Below are 15,433 nucleotides of genomic sequence, written 5' to 3' on the forward strand. Positions count from 1 at the left end.
AATTTCTCATTTGCAAAGAATATTTTTTATTTTTTTTTTGAAAAATTTAAATTTTATAAATCCCGGCTGCAGTTTTTTCGATAAAAGCCTTTGGCAGTATACGGTTGGCATAAACCGAGATGATATTGGTAAAGCCAGGAATTACTTCTGATTTTTTGTTCAACATGGCTTTTACAGCCATTTTTGCCACTTCATCTGGCTGCATATTAAACTTTTCAGCCATTTTATTTAAGGCGTTTAAACCAGCTCTTGCAGCAAAACCAGTATCAACCGGACCCGGACTAAAACAGGTTACTGAAATGGAAGTTTTGGCAAGTTCGAACCGTAAAGCACGGGTAAAAGATAAAACAAAAGCCTTTGTAGCCGAATAAACAGCCAGCGTAGGTACAGCTTGATAGGCAGCAGTACTCGATATATTTAAAATATAAGCTTGTTTTTCTTGTGAAAGTATAGGTACTAATAAATGCGAAAGTTCTACCATTACATTCATGTTGAGCTGCATCATGCCCAGCTGATCGGTTAGTGAAGATTTACTAAAATCGCCCCACACACCATAACCTGCATTGTTAACTAAAATGCCAACGGTATAGTTATTCATTTTTATCCAATCGGTTACTTTAAGCGATGCACCATTTATCGAAAGATCAATTGATAAAATAGAAACATTTATGCTGTATTTAACTTGAAGATCATCAGAAAGTGTTTTTAATTCGGCTTCACTTCTTGCAGCCAGCAATAGCGGATAACCCTTTTTAGCCAATTCATAAGCAATAGATTTACCAATGCCTTTGCTGGCTCCAGTTATTAAGGCATACGGTTTCGTTTTTTCGCTCATTTTATTCATTTAATCATCAAATATAAAAATTAATTATAAACCATTGGGTCTGCAACGTGCATAATGGTTACTCTGTACTTCCCTACCCTCAGTTTGTCCCGTCGAGATCACAAGTAAAAAAGCTCCAAATTGATGATTTGGAGCTTTTTTATACTTATACTTCACTTAAGCAGCATATAAAATTGGTTTTAATGTCTCATAAGGGTTCCTTTTATTAATACCATTCTAAAGACACATAATTTATTAATTACTGAATATAATAAGGCATAAAACATTCTTGCACAGCTTAAAACCTTTTATCTTTTTAAACAGCTTTCTTTAGTTTTGGATCGTAAAGCATTGCTGTACATAAACAGTTTTTTCTTTCCTTACTCATTAATATCGGACAGTTTACACATGATTTACAGCTTTCCCAAAACATTTCATCTGAGGTTAGCTCTGAAAAAGTAACCGGTTCAAAACCGAGTTCGTGGTTCATTTTCATCACGGCACGTCCTGAAGTTAAACTGAAAATACGGGCATCAGGATACAATTTTCTGCTCAGTTCAAAAATTTTCGTTTTAATTTTTTTGGCCAGTCCGGTATGTCTAAACTCTGGCGCTACAATAAGTCCTGAATTAGAAACATAGCTTCCATTTTCCCATACAGAAATAAAGGCAAAACCTGCCCATCTCCCATCCGATGCAAAAGCTATAACTGCTTCTCCTTTATTCATTTTTTTTTCTAACAGCTCTGGGGAACGCCCAGAAATACCCGTTCCGCGGGCTATTGCAGAGGATAAGGTCTCTTCGCAAATCTGTTTGATCCAAAAAGTATGAACTGACCTGGCTTTTTCAATAGTAAATTCTACTGGTTCTTCCGTTTCTTCAACACAGGAAAATACTGCGTTTTTACGAAATGCGTTTCTATAGAAAAAACCTTTATCAGCAAGATTTATATTAGCGTCTATTATCGGGTCTATAATTTTCATAATTGTTTAGGTATGTTTAATATTTTAATGATCCTTTATCTGAATGAAGTAATAATTCCAAATTATATACCAGCATCTGATTATAATTAGCTCAATCTTGCTAAAAAGCAGTATATCTGATATGATCAATCAAAACAATATTACTTACTTCATAAAAATGTTTATCAAAATGATATTATTTTATCATTTTGATATCCTAAAGGATTTGAGAGATTAGTAGAACAGTAATAAAGAAAACTATAGTAAAAACTATTAAATTGATGGTCCTGTCTTTGCTTTGCATAGATTTATTTGATAAGTATAGTTTAGTAAGTTCCTTGCTTCTCGTTTTATTTGTTTTCATAGTTCTTTTAGATTGATAATGTTTAGGATATTGGTGAAATTTGTACAGTTGTCACAACAACTTAAGTAGTTTTCAAAATCAATTTTGTTATTTTAACTACTTATAAGTAACTGCTTTAATTCATATAAAAACAAACGATATGCCAAAACACTTTAAAAAACACAAACCATTAATTAACAGATAATTAATAATTAAAAAAAATAATAACATTTAGAGATTACTATCAAAATGATATGGTGAACTTTTCAAAATGAAAGGCTCGAATAAAATTAATCTTCTTTGTTAATTCATTTAAAAGCCTAAATTATTTATATTCGCTCAAAGGATCTACTAATAGTTATTGCCTATCACTCAAATCCAAATCTTTAATAAACTAATGAACAAAAGAGAAACTGATTTAATTAAACTAAAAAAAATTATAGCAGAGAAAGACAAAGATGAAGCGTATAAAAATGCTTTTTCTTTTATTCATACCTATGAAGAAGACGAAGAAATTCTTTTACTCCTTTGTCAGCTCTTCGAATCAGAATGGCATACGGCTCATGAAGATATGGCAAGCGCTTTTCAGGATATTTCAAATCCTATTACGGCAGAAACATTATTTAAAGTCGCATTTTCTGATTTTGAATATATTAGATGGAATGAATATTTTACTTTGCAGAGAAAATGCACCTGGGCACTGGCAGATATTGGTACTAATGAAGCTAAAAATTATTTAGTACAAATAGAACAACAAGCCAATGAAACAATAGCTAAATACGCCATTAAAAGACTGATCTTGTGGGATTTTGAGTTCAGAAGAAAAGTTCCCGTATTAGGAAAAAACCACTATAAAAGTTTTGCGATAGCACTCGAAAGTTATTCAGACAGACTAAATAAGTTACCCGAAAATGGACAAGATATAATAGGTTATGTAATGAAAAACCTTGATACTATTGATACTCCACCATATAATTATATATCAAAGGAATATATTGTATTATATCTTGTTAATGAGAAAAGTACAGCTGCCTCTATTATAGAAAGCCAGGACCTTGAGAAGCCTGACTATAGTAGTTTGAAAGCAAATTCAATACAACTAAGTTTTCTATCAATAATGCATCATTACAGTTTGAGAGAAAAAGAAAATGAAGAAAGCGTATTGGCTGTTTGGCTAAAAAAAGAAGATTTGGAAGAAATTTTACAAAAAGTAAAACCTAAATGGAATCCAGATTATGATTATTTTGGAAGAGAAATCGAAAGACAAACCATACATTTGGATTTGACTGAAGAAGATTTTGAGAAATTAGTAAAAGAGAAAATTGAATTTGTATTAGATACTTCTGATTTTATCAAAGAGCAAAAACAATATATCGACCAAAATCAGATGGAAAGATTAATGATTCCTAAAGAAAGGATCGTTGATTTTGAAAAACCCGCACTTATTGATGAGAAATGGATGTAAATAACTTTAATCTCAGAAAGATAATTTCTTTAAATCATTCATAAAATGGTTTGTAAATCATTAAATAAAAAGAATAATCATTTTTTTTGCTCTTTCATTTTTTCTGCCTCCAGAATTAATTCTTCAATATTAGCGGTTTCAAAATCTAATTCTTTTGCTTTTAAAAAAAACTGTAATGCCTTATCTGCTTCTCCTTGGTCAAGATAATAAATTCCGAGGGTTTTGATATTATAGGCGCTGTCGGGTTCCTGTTTCAAAGCTTCCTGAATATCCAGATAACCTTCATCTGCCTTTCCAGTCTTTATCTTAGCCAGCGCTCTGTGCGTATAAAAAAAAGAAATTGATTGATCTATTTCTATAGCTTTGTCAAATACTGAGACTGCCTCTTCATAACGATGATAAAAATTTAAGTAATATCCTTTATTATTTAATGCGTTTATATTATTTGGATCCAATTCGATTGCTTTATCGAAGTATTCGAATGCTTTATCTATAGAGCCAATTTTTTCGTAGATTAAACCTCTGTTATTATAATCACCAGAATTAAATTGGAATTGGGGATTAAATTGAAATTCTTCTGTAAAAATATCATCTAATCTTTTGGCTTTTTCATAATCTTCAACCAGCATATTAACCCTAATACTTAAACGGTAAACCGATATACGTAATTCTTTTTTTTCTAATAATTCATCCAGTAAAATTATTGCATCGGCATACTCATTATTTTTGTAAAGATTCATTGCATGAGTATATTTCGAAATAACATCATTATATTTCAAAAGTCTGCGAATGTTCTCACCGTCATTGTATACTTTTTGTCCGTTATCTAACTCTATTGGCTCCGATTTTGGAATAAGATTAAAAACTAAACCTAATAAGGCGACGAACATAAAAATAAGAGCACAAGTTGAATAGAGCTCCAGACCTGTTTCGGATTCAAATCGAGGCGGAAAACAATATAACAGCAACGAAATCAAAAATGGAAAAACCGGCCCGCCTGCCGTATAAATTAATTGCTGATTTAAGGGTAAAGTTTTAGTGGCAGCGATACATAAACCTTTTCTCATCCACAGATTTTTATAATTTAATGATACTTCGAGAAGACCAATCCTAAAATCGATATTTTTTTCAGGATCTCCATATGATCCAATATATAGGGTAACTTTTTCTTTAGTAAACAACATTCCGGGTATTGCGTGGCCTAATTCGTGAAGTGTTACCAGAAGTGCTCTGGCTATAAATGGAAAAAACAACATTGGCAGCAGGTACGGGATATTCATTACTTTAAATAATTTATGATTTGGCAATACAATAATAATTCATTTTTTAATATTTTAGGATAAAACATTATTGCACAGCTTAAAATCTTTTATTTTTTTTAAACAGCTTTCTTTAGATTTGGATCATAAAGCATGGCTGTACATAAACAGTTTTTTATTTTGTTTAAGAATGAAATTTGAAACATTTGATATTTTAATCTCTATTTTTGCAAGTATAATGATGCTATTGTAATCTTGAAAAACCAAAACCAAACTATTACACAATTTGAACTTTCGCCTCTTGCTAAGGCTGGGATCATCATTGTTAATATGGAAGATCGAGATGTTGAAGAACACGATATTTCGAAACCACATCGGGATAATCATTGTCAATTGATGTTCGCTTTAAACGGGACATTCAAATTAAATATTGATTTTGAAAATGTCGAATTTACTGCTCCGGCCTTACTTTGTGTATTTCCTGAACAAGTACATCATATTATAAATGTAAAAGATCCAAAAGGATGGATGATTAGTTTTGATCCGTCGCTGGTTAGTAAAGAAATAGTACAGGTTTTAGAAAGCAAAATCGACAATCCATTTTTGCTTCAACAAGAATCTAATTTTTGCCAGCACCTTTCTGTTTTAATGAATTTAATAGAGAAAGTGCAGTTAGAAAATACAAATAATTACACTCAAAAAAGTATTCATTCCTTATTGAATGGTCTTTTGAGCCTGATTGCCGGAGAACTGGTTCCTAATTTATCTGTTGATAAAGAGAAAGAAAACCGAAGTATTATAATTAAGGAAACTTTCATAAAACTAACAAAAGAGCATTTTAAAACCTGGAAACAACCTGCTCAATACGCTTCGGCACTTTCTATTTCGGCGGCGCATTTAAATGATACCGTAAAATCATTAACCGGAAGCCCTGTATCTATTCATATTCAGGAAGCATCGATTATGGAAGCCAAAAGACTGCTTTATTTTACAGATAAAAACGTCAGGGAAATAGCTTATGAAGTTGGTTATGAGGAACCGGTTTATTTTGGAAAACTTTTTAAAAAAGTAACAAACCTCACTCCTCTTGAGTTTCGGAAAAAATTCCGTGATTAGGACTATCATTCCCTTTATTGAAACTACATTAAAAACCATACTACGACTAGCTTTGCATTGTAATTAATACTATAATAATATGCAAAACGAAATCAATATTCCCATCATACTCGATGCAGTAAAAAAGGTAGGGAATGTCTTTTTAAAAGGCTATAAGCAAAATGAAATTCCGCAAAGTATGAACGAGCTTCTAAAACAATTAGAAGATATCGATAACTTGTGTCTGGGTTCATTAAAAGAAGATTTATCTCCAGAATTCCCAAATACTCCCTGGCATATTGGCGACGAGTTTGATACCAATTCACAAAAAAATCCAGCTGAACAGCAAGAATACTGGCTTTGTGATGCCATGGATGGCGCAATTCAATACCTGCAGCATATTGCAGGATGGACCATAAATCTCGCGCTTATTCGTGATGGAAAGCCTTTCTTTTCTGTAATTTACGATCCTTTAGCCTCCGAAATTTTTTGGGCAAAAGACGGCGAAGGTGCTTATATGAATGGAAAGTTACTGCAAATAAGCCGTAAAACAGATTTGGCCATTATGCTCGCCGTTTTTGAGTATGGGCATCAAGATAAATCAAATAATAATCTAAATGAAGAAATTGGCTCTACGGTAACGAAACTACTTCAGAATTTTGGAATCGTTAGAAATTACGGTCCACACGGCTTACAATTGGCTTATGTAGGTGCAGGAAGAATCGACTTGTTTGTTCAGGAAGATCTCGATACTTATAACTGGATTGCCGGATTACTTATTGCCAAAGAAGCAGGAGCCGAAATCCTGACCACAAAAGGAACTTCATGGAAATGGGGCAGCGAAAGTTTACTGGCTGGACCAAAAAGTATTACAGAAAAATATCTGCAAATTAAATCAACAAACTAACATGAATATAGCAATTATAGGAGCCGGAGCAGGAATTGGATTAGAATCTGTAAAACAGGCACTCAAAAAAGGACATATTGTAACGGCATTATCAACAAATACAGATCAGATTCCAAATCATCCGAACCTCATCAAAATAAATGGCAGCGCAATATCGCCAATAGATTTAAAAAATGCCATTAAGGGATCTGATGCCGTACTTATAACCGTCGGAACAAAAAATAAAAAAGCAACGACCTTATTTTCTGATATTGCCAATACACTAACAAAGGCGGTTGATGAGCTGGATTTCTCTTCACCGGTTTTGGTTATTACAGGTTTTGGTGCAGGTGAAAGTAAAAATTATTTAAACTTTTTTATGCGAACGGTTATTTCTTTATTCCTTAAAGACCAGTACATCAATAAAACCTTAATGGAGGAAATAATCACTAAAAGCAGTATAAAATGGGAAATTATAAGACCAGGAATGCTTACAGACGCAGATGCAGGCTCCAATTATAAAATAATATCCGAACTTAAAAAAGGAATGAAAGTTGGAAAGATTTCAAGAGCCGATGCTGCCAATTACTTAATTACAGAAGCAGAAAACCCGGTGAGATTATATCAATACGTAACGTTGACAAATTAATAGAGAAAAAATTGAGTTTCCTTCTAATTTACCACAAAAACTAAAGTAATTTTGTAAAACTTAGTTCTTTTAATATTTCCAGCGGGCTGAAGTGACACGTAATTTTATGGATATATTATAGTGTTTACCATTTTCGTTTTTAAATATTCTAAATCTTCCTTTTGATATTTTCCTGAACCGGAAAAATTAATTTCTTTCAAATTACACGGAAATAAATTCCAACTTAAGTCTGTAATTTTTGTGTCTGAAAATCCCAAAATCTGCAAACTTTTCATCTGATTTAATGTATTTGGAATTTTGTTTAAAGGACAGTTTTCAATTCGAAGTGTTTTCAATTTTTCTAATCTAGATATTGAATCCGGAATTGTTTCGATATCATTTCCTCTAATTGTTAGGTATTCCAACGATTCTAAGTCAAAAATCCATTCTGGAATAATCTTCAGAGGAAAGTTTAGAAATGAAATTTTCTTAATTTTTTTTAGCCGGCCTATTTCAGCAGGAAACTCAAAATCATCTAAATAATAAATCGATGGATCAGCTTGCATCTCTAAAACTTCTAGATTTATAAATTTTGAAAAAATTTCACCTTGATCTTTTAAATTCTGATCGTAAAATGTTAGTATTAGTTTCCTGCAATTTTTGGGACTTTTAGAAGCTTCAGTCAAAGATGAAAATTCAGTTTTTCGAAATAGGTTCATTGTCTAGTTTATATTGGTGATACAACTATGAGTTTGTTTTCAAGATAGCGGGATAAAGGTATCAGCGATATTGATTTAAAAATACATTTAAAGCCTTAGAAGGTATCTCATTATTCCTATAGATCAGTAGTGTGGTCATAGCAGCGAGCTCTTTACTAATAGGAAAAGTTTTTATATTCCTTTTACTATAATACTGATTCACCACTTCTGCTGGCAGTAAACTTATGCCGATACCTGCCTCAACAAAATTGATAACGCCTTCTATCGAATTGAGTACCGTACTTTTATAGCGAAGTATTCCTTTTGAACCGAGCCATGTTTCTAGTCTCGCCCTGAAAAAACAACCTTGGCCAAAAACTACTATTTTTAAAGGTTCCTGTTTTAATAGGACTGAAAGCTTTTCGACATCGCCGCCTGCAATTATTACAAGTTCTTCATCACGAACAACAAGCTGCTGTAAATCCGGAATATTTACAGGTGCTGCAACAAATGCAGCATCAAGTTTATAACTGATTACATCTTGTATCAAAGCGGGTAACATTGAAGAATAAAATTCAAGCTCTACATTTGGATAAAGTTCTGCAAAACCTTTAATGATTTCGGGTACTTTAAGAGCCATAGTGGTTTCAATACATCCTATGCGTACTGTCCCTCCTATTTTGTCTGCACTCTGTATATCACTTTTTGCATCATCTAACAAACGTCCTATTTTTTTAGCATATTGCAAGAGTGTCTCTCCTGCCTCAGTTAAAACTACTTTTCTGGATACTCTCCTAAACAGTTCAGCTCCAAATTCATCTTCGAGATTTTTTATGCGTGCCGTTACATTAGACTGTACTGTAAAGGTTGCTTCTGCCGCTTTTGTAAAACTGCCGAGTGTCGCTGCGGCCTCAAATATTTTCAGGTCATTACTATTCATAGTATCACTTTTAGTGATTAATTACATCGTTATAAATCGTTTTCAGGTATCAAATATAGAATGTATTTTTGTTTTAAACAATTGATAATATGAAAAATATAATTAAATCGGCAGCTGCAATACTAACTATAGTATCATTGCCGGAAACAGCTGTAAATGCACAAGTAAAAAATTCTTTGACTACAAAAGAAAATACTGAAATCCAAGCCGCTCATTACAGTACTGTAGAAGTTAACGGATTAAAAATATTCTATCGCGAAGCGGGATCTAAAGATGCTCCTACTGTATTATTACTGCATGGTTACCCAACATCATCTCACATGTTTAGAAATCTTATTCCTATGCTGAGTAAAAAGTATCATGTGATAGCTCCTGACCTGCCAGGTTTTGGTTTTTCTGATGCGCCGGATCATCTTAGTTTTCAATATACTTTTGACAATCTGGCTAACACTATGCAGGGATTTATCGATAAGCTTGGTTTAAAACGTTTTGCGATTTACGTATTCGATTACGGCGCACCAACCGGATACAGATTAGCGCTTGCTAATCCGGAAAAAATAACCGGCATCATATCACAAAATGGTAATGCCTACGAAGAAGGATTAAGCACGGGCTGGAATCCTATTCAAAAATACTGGAAAGATCCTTCGCAGGCTAACAGAGATTCTCTTAAGGATTTTGTTTCTAAAGAATCTACTTGGTTTCAATATCACGAAGGTGCTTCAGATCCTGCTCTTATCGCACCTGAAACTTATATATTAGATCAATATTTTTTGGATCGCCCGGGAAACATAGAAATACAACTTGATCTTTTAAAAGATTATAGAACTAATGTAGCGCTTTATCCTAAATTTCAAGATTATTTTAGAGATAAAAAACCGATGATGTTAGCGGTCTGGGGCAATCAGGATCCTTATTTTCTACCTGCGGGAGCAGAAGCTTACAAAAGAGATAATCCAAATGCAACAGTAAAATTTTACAAAACGGGTCATTTTGCCCTTGAAACACATTGTAAAGAAATTGGTGCTGATATCTTATTGTTTCTTGCCAAACTTCCTAAATAATCAGGATATATTATTTTTAAAACAGCGGTTATAAAAGACCGCTGTTTTTTTTAGATAAAGTAAATAAATTTGTTCGTTTTAATACTGTGGACGAATCGTGTCACGTGCAGTATCGTGATGATCGCACCAAAATTTATTTTCATTTAATTACGATCATAAAGAACAGAAGATGATAAGTCGAAAATAACTTTAATATTTTCTTTACAAAGAGCTTCATAAGATAATCTTCTTATATTTGACACGTATAAATTTTATGCATACCCATTCTTATTTATGGCACTTTATCTGCTCTTTCAAATTATCGTTTCCTGGTCTATTGCTTTCTGCATTCTGCAGCTGTTCTACAAAATAGTATCGGCAACAAATAACGAAATATATCGTGAACCAACATTCCTAACATGGCTTCTTACTTTCTTTGATATCGATTTTTCCTTAAAAGCGAAATTTATTGCCAGCACTGTAATTAACCATTTTATGGGACTCTGTTTTACCGCAGTTTACTACTTAATATGGTACTGCGAATTCACAGAAATCTCATGGACCACAACTCTCGCTGTAGGATTGGTAACTGCCTTATTAAGAATTATAAGCTGGATCTTCCTGCTGATAATTATTCCATCAGCCAAAGTCAGCAATTTTAAGGGATATTATCTTCAGCTTGTATTCCTGCACAATATTTTCACGATAATCGTCTTAACATTATACAGACTGGTTTGGTAAAATTTATCACTTTAAAAAATTAAAATAGATTTATTAAAAGTTGGATATTACATACATTTCTACCGAAAGATTTACGTTTAGAAATAACTCAATAAAATTGGTTTCATTTTATAATTTGCAACACAATTCTGGATCGAGCAAATAAAAGCTGATGATAAAATATCAGTACTTTGTGTATCCTAATTTTTTATGCTTGAATAAATTAACCTAGCTGAATGAAATAAACACATTATCCATTTCCTATTTATTTCCCAAATTCTTTAGCTTGGTTTACAATCAATTTAAACGGTTTATATGGGCAGTGTAAGTTTTATCCAAATTACAGGAATGTTTCTAATTCCTTTTCTCATTATCCTGCTTCCGATTATAGCAGGTCAGTATTATGGGCTTAAATTAAAACAAAAGAATGGCAAAATAAATGACTCTCCAGTAGGTTCAGTTGTAGGTGCTGCCCTTGGACTACTCGCGTTTATGCTTGCTTTTACCTTTCAAATTGTCGACAATCGCTATAATAACAGAAAGGAACTTCTGCTGGAGGAAGTAACAATTATACGGACAGCTTATCTGCAGTCAGGATTAATTCCTGAACCTTACCGCTCTGATTCAAGAAAATCTCTCATTAAATATACAGATCTTCGTATCACCTTTGCAAAAGAAGGTACAATGAGTCAGCTGCAAAACTTAAAACAGCAGTCACAGTCTATACTGAATACTCTTTGGAAATATTCAGAAACATTAGCCCAGCAGGATCGCAGCTCAGAAGCCTATTCTTTATACACAACATCTGTAAATAATCTTGTTGAAAACTATAATAAACGAATCACATTTACTTTTGAATACCGAATTCCTTTAGCAATACTCTGGGTGTTATTCATTATAACGCTCTTTTCAATGTCCCTTCTGGGTTATCAGTTTGGAATTTCGGGCAGGAAAAACAACGTACTTGCTGTTTTTATTTCCATCATTTTTTCATCTGTAATGTTTTTAATATTAGCCTTAGATCGACCAGAAACAGGAATTATGACATTGAATCAAGCGCCAATAATTACGCTTCATAAGCAATTACATGGTCTGTAAAATTTTGAAAAATAAATTACAATTAACTAAAATGCAGATAATTCCATTCAAAATAAAATCTATATTGTTCTGTACAACATTGTTGATGGCAAAATTATGCAATGCACAGGAAAGTGAAGAATCATTTTCTCCGCATCATCAGCTTGGAATTGTTATCAGCCATGCACATGTATTTGAAGGCAGAAACGAAGAAGGGAACAGAGAGGTGCTTTCATTACCCGCCTGGGGAATTGACTATACGTATCACTTAAGTTCTCACTGGGCTGTAGGGCTTCATACAGATATAATAATCGAAAAATTTAAAGTTGAAAAAAATCTTGAAAGCAGAGAAGAAAAGGAAACAGTTGAAAGAAGCTATCCAATTGCTCCTGCTCTAATGGGAATATACAAACTCGATGATCACTGGAGTTTTTTACTGGGAATGGGAGGTGAATTTGCCAAAGAAGAGAACTTTTTTTTAACCCGCGCCGGCATCGAATACGGTTATGAACTTCCTAAAGGATGGGAAGTTTTAGGAAATCTTGGATATGACTTTAAATGGAATGCCTATGATACCTGGACCATCGGAATAGGTATTGCGAAAAGTTTTGGCAGAAAATAGCTTTTATCACGCTATATATGAGTGATAATAAACTCGCTTCGTCTGTTTTCCTGATGCTCCTCATCGGAACATTTCATTCCATCAGAACATGCATTTATAAGCTTACTTTCTCCATAACCCTTCGCAGTTAGTCTATCGGGGTCAATTCCTTTACTGACCAGCCATTGCATGGTAGATTTAGCTCTTCGATCCGACAGCGTTTCATTGTATTTATAAGATCCTCGGCTGTCAGTATGCGATCGGATATCAAGTTTCATTGTAGGATTCTCGTTTAAAGCCACCAGTATTTTTTCCAATTCTGATGCCGCCTGACTAACAATATCTGATTTGTTTAAATCAAAATAAATCACTTTAATTCCAAAGCATTTGGCCAAATCGGTGCCCACAATTAATTGACAGGCAGATTTATTCAAAGCAATCGAAACATTAGTTTTTCCATTAAGCGCCGCTATAGTTACACTTATTTCTTTCTTGTCATAATTTCTCCTTTCAGTACGTATCGTATACGTTTTACTGCATGCTGCGGGTAAACTATAAAAGCCCTCTGGATCAGAAACTGCAGTAAATTTGATCTGTTCTTTCTCATAAAGAATCACTTTTGTATCTGGCAGAATAGTACCGCTTTCAGCATCGGTTATTATTCCTTCCAAATTTTGAATACATTTTAATTTTCTGGTTTCTGTAAACTTATAGATATCATCTGATCCATGCCCTCCGTCTTTATTGGAGCTGAAATATCCTTTTCGGGTAACAGGATCGATGATATAAGCGAAATCATCTTTTGGTGAATTGATATCAGAACCCAGATTCTGAATATTACTGATGATACCGTTGTCTTCAATTTTCCCCACAAATACATCCAATCCTCCAAGGCCAGGATACCCGTCAGAGGCAAAATAAATTTCATTTTCACTGGTAACGTAAGGAAAGGTTTCTTTTCCTTCTGTATTGATATTTTTTCCTAGGTTTTGTGGATTTCCATATCCTCCACTACCATTTATGCTGACTTTATAAATATCCGACTGGCCAAAGCTCCCGGGCATATTAGAAGAAAAATATAAAGTTTTCTCATCAGCACTGAGAGCCGGATGTCCTGTGCTATAATTATCACTGTTAAAAGGGACACTTACTATATTGGTCCATTTGTTATTTTCAAAACTGGCTTTGTAAATTTTCACTAAAGTCACTTTATTTTCGTCTCTTCCCCTTTTCCCATTTACATAATTATTTCTTGTAAAATAAACTGTGCGGCCATCTTTGGTAAAAACAGGAGAGGATTCATGAAATTTTGAATTTACGACCGATTTAATTTTTTTGACCTTTGATGAATCCAGATCAGCTTCGTATAAATTGGTGAAATATTCATTATTCCATTTGTGTTTTCGTTTTGAAAAATTACCCGTATCTCTGGCAGAAGCGAAATAGATTTTATTATTATGCACTATGGCGCTATAGTCTGAATATTTTGAATTAATACCTGCATCTTCGATCGTATAACGTCCTGAATTGGCTTTAACCTGATCGAGGTAATTTATATTTTCTTTATAAAGTTTTCCTCTGGAATCTTTTTTATACATAGTATTAAACTCATCCATAATTTTATCTGCCTTATCCCACTGGCCGATTGATTTTAAACACTGGGCATATCGATAATAATACTCAGACCCTGCTGCACTATCCATTGCAAAGAGTTCTCCATACCATCTTGCAGCAGCTTCATAATCTGAATTAAAATAATACGAGTTGCCCAGTTTTTTAAACATTTCTTCAGACTTATAGCCTTTTTCTGCAGCCCTTTCATAAGATTTAACCGCATCCTTATAAGCAAGGCTGTTGTAATCCTTATTCGCAGCGTTAATTTTTGACTCCTGCGTATAACTTTTAAATGCAGATAAGCAGGCAATAGTTATAAATAGAATTGAATACTTTTTCATATTATTCGTTTTAAAAGAAACGCGGTGTTGTCATTTTGTTTTTACTGCTAATGAATTCATAACGCAGAAATATCTCATGCGAACCCGAATTGTAATTATTTAATTTTGTCGTTTCGCGATCATAACCATAGCCAATATAAAGTCCATCGGTTATCTGAAACCCTGCCATAGCACTCACCGAAGCGCTCCATCGGTAAGCAGCTCCAATGACAAAGCGGTCGATAAACATAAAATTGGCTGAAATATCAACCTGCAATGGCGCTCCTTCTACCATCTTGGCCAAAACTGCCGGTTTGAATTTATAATACTCATATTGATCCAGATTAAATACATAACCTCCCATTAAATAATAATTGATTTTATCCTTGTAAATAGCAATATCATTATCATCATAACGATTCGTTTCAATAAAATTAGGAACCGATAAACCTATGTAAGCTTTATCAGAATGCCAGTAAACTCCGGCGCCTACATTGGGAGAAAATTTATTATCCAGATCCTGAAACTGCGGATCTCCCTGATCTTCCGGATTCAGTTTATTGATATCCAGATTGAATAGGTTTGCTGTTCCTTTAATTCCAAAAGAAAGTTTAAAATCTGCAGAAGTCTGAACGGTATAAGATAGATCTACCGACAAACTATTTTCATTAGTCGGGCCTATTTTATCATTAATTAATGAAGCTCCGATTCCTAAACGACTATTGTTTAATGGGGTATTTATGGAGAAAGTACTCGTTTCGGGAGCGCCGTCCAAACCTACCCACTGCGTTCTGTACAAACCAAAAATACTCAAAGCTCCGCGAGACCCAGCGTACGCAGGATTAATTGTAATGGTGTTATACATATACTGTGTAAACTGTGCATCCTGCTGTGCATAACTCCCAAGTGTTACAAGCATAATGGTCAAGGCAAATAATTTAGTTCTCATAGCAGATAGTT

The 15,433-nt window shown here is 33.6% G+C and carries 15 protein-coding genes; 8 read left to right on the forward strand and 7 right to left on the reverse strand.

Going from position 1 to position 15,433, the window contains the following annotated elements; all coding sequences use genetic code 11:
* Nucleotides 1-46 precede the first annotated feature (46 nt).
* Together B0A68_RS05475 and B0A68_RS05480 are read right to left on the reverse strand one after the other, a co-directional pair.
* On the reverse strand, nucleotides 47-835 hold the full coding sequence (locus B0A68_RS05475) for an SDR family NAD(P)-dependent oxidoreductase (protein ID WP_035689829.1): 789 nt from the start codon (nucleotides 833-835) through the stop codon (nucleotides 47-49).
* 304 nt (nucleotides 836-1,139) lie between these two features.
* Complete coding sequence (locus tag B0A68_RS05480; protein WP_035689831.1) at nucleotides 1,140-1,673, reverse strand: GNAT family N-acetyltransferase; 534 nt, start codon at nucleotides 1,671-1,673, stop codon at nucleotides 1,140-1,142.
* An 851-nt stretch (nucleotides 1,674-2,524) separates the two neighbouring features.
* Here B0A68_RS05480 and B0A68_RS05485 point away from each other — a divergent pair.
* Nucleotides 2,525-3,592 carry a DUF4291 family protein gene (locus tag B0A68_RS05485; protein WP_035689576.1) on the forward strand — a complete coding sequence of 356 codons (1,068 nt, stop codon included), beginning with the start codon at nucleotides 2,525-2,527 and terminating at the stop codon, nucleotides 3,590-3,592.
* Between the two features lie 77 nt (nucleotides 3,593-3,669).
* On the opposite strand, the gene B0A68_RS05490 is transcribed toward B0A68_RS05485, so the two are convergent.
* Nucleotides 3,670-4,872: a tetratricopeptide repeat protein gene (locus tag B0A68_RS05490; RefSeq protein WP_084679200.1), complete on the reverse strand. Its 1,203-nt coding sequence runs from the start codon at nucleotides 4,870-4,872 to the stop codon at nucleotides 3,670-3,672.
* A gap of 234 nt (nucleotides 4,873-5,106) precedes the next feature.
* Between B0A68_RS05490 and B0A68_RS05495 the strand changes: the two genes are divergently transcribed.
* From B0A68_RS05495 to B0A68_RS05505, 3 genes are all read left to right on the forward strand, one after another.
* Nucleotides 5,107-5,967: a helix-turn-helix domain-containing protein gene (locus tag B0A68_RS05495; protein ID WP_051892911.1), complete on the forward strand. Its 861-nt coding sequence runs from the start codon at nucleotides 5,107-5,109 to the stop codon at nucleotides 5,965-5,967.
* Between the two features lie 79 nt (nucleotides 5,968-6,046).
* Nucleotides 6,047-6,853: an inositol monophosphatase family protein gene (locus tag B0A68_RS05500; protein WP_051892912.1), complete on the forward strand. Its 807-nt coding sequence runs from the start codon at nucleotides 6,047-6,049 to the stop codon at nucleotides 6,851-6,853.
* A gap of 1 nt (nucleotide 6,854) precedes the next feature.
* Nucleotides 6,855-7,481, forward strand: coding sequence for an NAD(P)-dependent oxidoreductase (locus B0A68_RS05505; protein ID WP_035689581.1), 627 nt, complete (start codon nucleotides 6,855-6,857; stop codon nucleotides 7,479-7,481).
* A gap of 104 nt (nucleotides 7,482-7,585) precedes the next feature.
* Here the strand turns inward: B0A68_RS05505 and B0A68_RS05510 are convergent, their stop codons facing one another.
* Nucleotides 7,586-8,179 carry a leucine-rich repeat domain-containing protein gene (locus B0A68_RS05510; RefSeq protein ID WP_035689584.1) on the reverse strand — a complete coding sequence of 198 codons (594 nt, stop codon included), beginning with the start codon at nucleotides 8,177-8,179 and terminating at the stop codon, nucleotides 7,586-7,588.
* Between the two features lie 61 nt (nucleotides 8,180-8,240).
* Nucleotides 8,241-9,098 (reverse strand): LysR family transcriptional regulator, encoded by an 858-nt coding sequence (locus B0A68_RS05515; RefSeq protein ID WP_035689586.1) that lies wholly within the window; start codon nucleotides 9,096-9,098, stop codon nucleotides 8,241-8,243.
* 89 nt (nucleotides 9,099-9,187) lie between these two features.
* Here B0A68_RS05515 and B0A68_RS05520 point away from each other — a divergent pair, with 89 nt between their 5' ends.
* The 4 genes from B0A68_RS05520 to B0A68_RS05535 all read left to right on the forward strand — a co-directional run bounded on the left by B0A68_RS05520 (nucleotide 9,188) and on the right by B0A68_RS05535 (nucleotide 12,560).
* Nucleotides 9,188-10,162 carry an alpha/beta fold hydrolase gene (locus B0A68_RS05520; RefSeq protein ID WP_084679202.1) on the forward strand — a complete coding sequence of 325 codons (975 nt, stop codon included), beginning with the start codon at nucleotides 9,188-9,190 and terminating at the stop codon, nucleotides 10,160-10,162.
* 273 nt (nucleotides 10,163-10,435) lie between these two features.
* Nucleotides 10,436-10,882 (forward strand): hypothetical protein, encoded by a 447-nt coding sequence (locus B0A68_RS05525; RefSeq protein WP_035689589.1) that lies wholly within the window; start codon nucleotides 10,436-10,438, stop codon nucleotides 10,880-10,882.
* Between the two features lie 294 nt (nucleotides 10,883-11,176).
* A complete protein-coding gene (locus B0A68_RS05530) occupies nucleotides 11,177-11,959 on the forward strand; it encodes a bestrophin-like domain (protein ID WP_035689591.1) in 783 nt (260 codons plus the stop codon).
* A gap of 31 nt (nucleotides 11,960-11,990) precedes the next feature.
* On the forward strand, nucleotides 11,991-12,560 hold the full coding sequence (locus B0A68_RS05535; RefSeq protein ID WP_035689593.1) for a hypothetical protein: 570 nt from the start codon (nucleotides 11,991-11,993) through the stop codon (nucleotides 12,558-12,560).
* 11 nt (nucleotides 12,561-12,571) lie between these two features.
* Here B0A68_RS05535 and B0A68_RS05540 read toward each other — a convergent pair whose 3' ends face one another.
* Nucleotides 12,572-14,494 carry an OmpA family protein gene (locus tag B0A68_RS05540; protein ID WP_035689594.1) on the reverse strand — a complete coding sequence of 641 codons (1,923 nt, stop codon included), beginning with the start codon at nucleotides 14,492-14,494 and terminating at the stop codon, nucleotides 12,572-12,574.
* 10 nt (nucleotides 14,495-14,504) lie between these two features.
* Nucleotides 14,505-15,422: a PorP/SprF family type IX secretion system membrane protein gene (locus tag B0A68_RS05545; RefSeq protein ID WP_035689596.1), complete on the reverse strand. Its 918-nt coding sequence runs from the start codon at nucleotides 15,420-15,422 to the stop codon at nucleotides 14,505-14,507.
* Between the last annotated feature and the right edge of the window lie 11 nt (nucleotides 15,423-15,433).

The organism is Flavobacterium reichenbachii (assembly GCF_002217435.1).
Taxonomy (GTDB): domain Bacteria; phylum Bacteroidota; class Bacteroidia; order Flavobacteriales; family Flavobacteriaceae; genus Flavobacterium; species Flavobacterium reichenbachii.

Coding starts and splice junctions, on each gene's coding strand:
- B0A68_RS05505 (WP_035689581.1), top strand. CDS start 6,855: ATGAATATAGCAATTATAGGAGCCGGAGCAGGAATTGGATTAGAATCT.
- B0A68_RS05510 (WP_035689584.1), bottom strand. CDS start 8,179: ATGAACCTATTTCGAAAAACTGAATTTTCATCTTTGACTGAAGCTTCT.
- B0A68_RS05485 (WP_035689576.1), top strand. CDS start 2,525: ATGAACAAAAGAGAAACTGATTTAATTAAACTAAAAAAAATTATAGCA.
- B0A68_RS05475 (WP_035689829.1), bottom strand. CDS start 835: ATGAGCGAAAAAACGAAACCGTATGCCTTAATAACTGGAGCCAGCAAA.
- B0A68_RS05520 (WP_084679202.1), top strand. CDS start 9,188: ATGAAAAATATAATTAAATCGGCAGCTGCAATACTAACTATAGTATCA.
- B0A68_RS05535 (WP_035689593.1), top strand. CDS start 11,991: ATGCAGATAATTCCATTCAAAATAAAATCTATATTGTTCTGTACAACA.
- B0A68_RS05525 (WP_035689589.1), top strand. CDS start 10,436: ATGGCACTTTATCTGCTCTTTCAAATTATCGTTTCCTGGTCTATTGCT.
- B0A68_RS05515 (WP_035689586.1), bottom strand. CDS start 9,098: ATGAATAGTAATGACCTGAAAATATTTGAGGCCGCAGCGACACTCGGC.
- B0A68_RS05540 (WP_035689594.1), bottom strand. CDS start 14,494: ATGAAAAAGTATTCAATTCTATTTATAACTATTGCCTGCTTATCTGCA.
- B0A68_RS05530 (WP_035689591.1), top strand. CDS start 11,177: ATGGGCAGTGTAAGTTTTATCCAAATTACAGGAATGTTTCTAATTCCT.
- B0A68_RS05500 (WP_051892912.1), top strand. CDS start 6,047: ATGCAAAACGAAATCAATATTCCCATCATACTCGATGCAGTAAAAAAG.
- B0A68_RS05545 (WP_035689596.1), bottom strand. CDS start 15,422: ATGAGAACTAAATTATTTGCCTTGACCATTATGCTTGTAACACTTGGG.
- B0A68_RS05490 (WP_084679200.1), bottom strand. CDS start 4,872: ATGAATATCCCGTACCTGCTGCCAATGTTGTTTTTTCCATTTATAGCC.